Source organism: Albidovulum sp., assembly GCF_049646345.1.
Lineage (GTDB): Bacteria > Pseudomonadota > Alphaproteobacteria > Rhodobacterales > Rhodobacteraceae > Albidovulum.
Genome location: NZ_JBARVQ010000053.1, coordinates 1 through 3,610, shown reverse-complemented (window position 1 = coordinate 3,610; position 3,610 = coordinate 1). Strand labels below are relative to the sequence as shown.

At 64.3% G+C, this 3,610-nt stretch carries 6 protein-coding genes; all 6 read left to right on the top strand.

Annotation, left to right across the window (positions count from 1 at the left end; translation table 11 throughout):
• The first annotated feature begins 165 nt into the window (after positions 1–165).
• Positions 166–672 (top strand): hypothetical protein, encoded by a 507-nt coding sequence (locus WBB85_RS01335; RefSeq protein WP_432636824.1) that lies wholly within the window; start codon positions 166–168, stop codon positions 670–672.
• Entirely contained in the window at positions 669–956 is a 288-nt protein-coding gene (locus WBB85_RS01330; protein ID WP_432636823.1) for a hypothetical protein, read from the top strand. The genes WBB85_RS01335 and WBB85_RS01330 overlap by 4 nt, the downstream gene beginning before the upstream one ends.
• A 122-nt stretch (positions 957–1,078) precedes the next feature.
• The gene (locus WBB85_RS01325) at positions 1,079–1,276 is read left to right on the top strand and encodes a hypothetical protein (RefSeq protein ID WP_432636822.1); all 198 of its coding nucleotides are present in this window, start codon (positions 1,079–1,081) and stop codon (positions 1,274–1,276) included.
• Entirely contained in the window at positions 1,273–1,689 is a 417-nt protein-coding gene (locus tag WBB85_RS01320) for a regulatory protein GemA (RefSeq protein ID WP_432636821.1), read from the top strand. The genes WBB85_RS01325 and WBB85_RS01320 overlap by 4 nt, the downstream gene beginning before the upstream one ends.
• A 593-nt stretch (positions 1,690–2,282) precedes the next feature.
• Positions 2,283–2,747, top strand: coding sequence for a helix-turn-helix domain-containing protein (locus tag WBB85_RS01315; RefSeq protein ID WP_432636820.1), 465 nt, complete (start codon positions 2,283–2,285; stop codon positions 2,745–2,747).
• Positions 2,644–3,610, top strand: a 967-nt coding sequence (locus WBB85_RS01310; RefSeq protein ID WP_432636825.1) for a Mu-like prophage major head subunit gpT family protein, incomplete at its 3' end; no start/stop codon positions are given. The genes WBB85_RS01315 and WBB85_RS01310, both read left to right, overlap by 104 nt.

Genomic DNA, 3,610 nt, shown 5'->3' with positions numbered 1-3,610 from the left:
GCCTAAATGAACCCCTGATCCATCTTAACAAGGCTGCAAACTGGTCGGAAAAGCAGGACCACCTCTGTCGTCGTGGTTCGCGTGACTGCAACCCCGGCCATCGAAGGCAATATCAATGCCTTCCTTCGCGCTGTTCTCGGTCAGTACGGTCATGAAAACGGGTCCATGGCTGACGCAGAGGAAAGCGTTTGGGCGCTCCTGCGCGGCTATCCTTTCGGCGCGTCACCCAAGCCCGTGCTTCTGATCATTGATGAGGCACAGGGTCTGGTGCCGCGTCTGTTGGAAGCCGTGCGCGGCATCTGGGACAGGGGCGACGCAGCACGCGCCGGAAATCCTCATGCGCCTGCATTCGGGTGCATCCTCGTGGGTAATGCAACGTTTCTGGGCAAGGGGGGCGTCGTCCGCAAGGCGTTGTTCCAGCCGCTCCTTGATCGGGTGACGCACAATATGCCGTTGCCGCGACCGACGAAGGCAGAATGCACGGCCTTTGCCGCCGGTCGGTTTCCTAACGACGACGCTTTGCAGGCGGAGTTGGCGGCACACGGGGAGCGGCGCGGCAACTTTCGTTCAATGGACGTTGCCGCTCGCCAGGCGGTGCTTCTCGCCGATGGCGGGACGGTGACGCTGGCCCACCTTCGGGGTGCCATTAAGTTCTCCGGGGGTGACGCATGAGTACCGCGGACCGCAAGGTGCATATCGCGGCCACCATCACGGCTGGCGAGGTTGAGGAAAGCCGGATGCGCGCGCGTGCGCTTGCGCAGTTTCCGAGCGAGGTTGCGGGGCTGACCGCAATCATTCGGCAAGTCGCGACCGAGCATCCCGCCGCCGCCGATGACCTGGACAAGGTGGCGACGGCTTTGGAGGTCGGTTCGCATTTCGCGCATGAATGCTCGGAGCGGCTTTGGGTGATCTTCGCCGGGGCGCAGCTTCACGAAATCCAAGGGAAGGTGCAGTGATGGGGATGGGTAGCGAACGGATTTACACGGTCAGCCTGACGGCTGACGAGGTTGAGGCGATGTAGCAGGCCAGTGTCCGGGCGGCGGGTCTCCTGGAAGAGGCGCGCGACATCTGCGGCGCGGTGCATGACGCGCTGGCGGCGGACCTTCAGGACGATGTCAGCCTGCTCGCGCTTCTGAAGATGAGCGGTCGCGGTTTCGACGCGGCCGTGGAGAAGGAAGGGGCCGCGATCACGGCGCTCGGCGAGAAGCTCGGGCCTGTCTTCGCCAGGAGCGTCGAAGACGGCATTTCCACCAACCAGGACAGGAGGATCGCATGACGATCAGTGCCAACCAGGTGAAGCTTCTTCATGTCGCCAAGGGCAAGCTCGGGATCGGCGACGACGACTATCGCCGCGCCCTCGCGCACCTTGCCCGTGTCACCACGTCGAAAGACCTCGACCGCGAGGGCTTCGAGACGATGATGGGCTTCTTCGAATGGATGGGCTTCAAGCCGCTCGGGGGCCGTGGGCCGTCCTACGGTCAGCGGCCGGGCATGGCGTCCTTCGCTCAGATCGAATTGATCCGCGCGCTCTGGTCGGAATACACCGACGGGGTGTACGAAGGCGAGGATCAGCTCAACAAATGGCTGGAGCGGTGCTTCAAAGTGTCCAGCCTGCGCTTCCTGAAGGCGGATGCCGCGCCGAAGGTGATCACTGCGCTGAAGTCGATGAAGGCGCGCAAGGCGGCATAGGTCGGGCAGAAACGGCGGGCAGTGACGGGGCGGTGCGAAAGTGCCGCCCCATTCGCATCTGTCGCGACCGCTCCGGACGCCAGCTACGGAGCGCCGGATAGTTCTATCGATAGGGCTTCCCATAGCACATGCTCCACTTTCGTTCCCAGACAGAGACAGAGAGGGAGACGCATACGCAGACAAGAGACACAGACAAGAGACGGAGACAGGTGATTCCGCCCCTGAAATTGCCGCTGGACGCGCCGACGCGCTGAGCGGGCCGTGGAGCAGCCTTTCCGCCTTTCGGGCCTCACCCCACCTGAAATCCCGAGACGGGCATTTAATGGGTATTTAACGGCGCTGTCAGACGCCGTTCCGTGGCAGAGCCGCGCCCGGTTGCCCCTCCGGAGACGCTCTGGTAGCTTTTTGGGGCGCGTGAGCCAGGGCACCGGCCTAGACCGCGAGGGAGTACCGCCCCTCCACGCGCCGCACCCGAGCAAAGCGGCCAGCCAGGCGAAGAGTGTCTGCGAAGGGGTCCCGACCTTCCGGGTGCGAATACCCCCCTGAAAGTCTTCTAGGGCGAACGGAGTTCAGGGGTGACATAGCTTTTGGCCATGTCAAACGACCCGACCCCGCACCTTCTTTTCCCGACCTGCGCCGAGTGCAACCGCATCGGCCTGCCGGCGATGCCGGGCACCCTGCGCGACATGGAACGCGATCTGGGGCCGCACGTGCTGCGCGCCTTCCTCATGGCGCATGGCGGGCGCGAGTATTGCGTCCGGGCGACCGTACCGGACACGGCCCGTCCGGGACCGCTCGGTCAGGCCGATGACTGGATGCGCGCGCGGTTCGGCGCGGGACGCGTCAACATTCCCAAAGGCCCCGCCGCGCAATCGGCGCGGCTTGCCTGGACGATCTTCACCCGGCTTGCGGCGGGCTGGTCTCTGGCCCGCATCGCCGAGGCGACGGGCTGCCATACGCGCACCGTCAGCCAGCGCAAGAAACTCTTTCTCGACCTCGGCGTCCTCTGCCCGGGGCGTCTCCCACCGACACCGCAACCTAGGGAACCCCGACCATGATCCTCAATTCCGCCGCGCTCGACGCCCCTTCAAGGGCTTCAAATCGGTCTATACCGACGCCTACGACAAGACCCCGGTCTTCTACGACAAGATCGCAATGACCATCCCGTCCTCGGCACGGGACGAGACTTATGGCTGGCTCGGCCAGTTCCCGCAGCTGCGCGAATGGCTCGGCGGCGACCGGGTGGTGAAGGACCTCACGGCGCATTCCTTCTCCATCGTCAACCGCAAGTTCGAAAGCACCGTCTCGGTCAGGCGCGAGGACTTTGCGGATGACCGGCTCGGCATCTTCAAGCCGATGTTCGCTGAGATGGGGCACAATGCCCGCCAGCATCCCGACGAACTGATCTTCCCGCTGATCGCCACCGGCTTTGCCACGCTCTGCTATGACGGCCAGAACTTCTTCGACACGGGCCACCCGAGCGTCGATGCCCAGGGCAACGCGGTCACGGTCAGCAACATGCAGGCCGGGACCGATCCGACCTGGTATCTCTTCGACACTTCACGGGCAATCCGGCCGATCATCTGGCAGGAGCGCGAGAAGTACGAATTCGAAAGCCTCACGCGGTCGAATGACAGTCACGTCTTCATGACGGACGAATACCTTTACGGCATCCGCGCGCGGGTCAATGCGGGCTTCGGCCTCTGGCAACTCGCCTTCGCCAGCCAGGCCCCGCTCACCGCCGCCAACTATGCCGCCGCCCGCGCGTCGATGATGACGCTGCGCGGCGATCAGGGGCGGTTGCTCGGCACCAAGCCCACCGTCATGGTGGTGCCGCCCGCGCTTGAGGAAACCGGGCGTATCCTGCTGAACAACGAACGGCTGGATACCGGCGCGTCGAACCCGTGGAAGGGCTCGGCGG

What these genes read in the sequence shown, in the direction of transcription:
- WBB85_RS01320 (WP_432636821.1), top strand. Translation starts at nt 1,273, where the DNA reads ATGACGATCAGTGCCAACCAGGTGAAGCTTCTTCATGTCGCCAAGGGC.
- WBB85_RS01335 (WP_432636824.1), top strand. Translation starts at nt 166, where the DNA reads ATGGCTGACGCAGAGGAAAGCGTTTGGGCGCTCCTGCGCGGCTATCCT.
- WBB85_RS01315 (WP_432636820.1), top strand. Translation starts at nt 2,283, where the DNA reads ATGTCAAACGACCCGACCCCGCACCTTCTTTTCCCGACCTGCGCCGAG.
- WBB85_RS01330 (WP_432636823.1), top strand. Translation starts at nt 669, where the DNA reads ATGAGTACCGCGGACCGCAAGGTGCATATCGCGGCCACCATCACGGCT.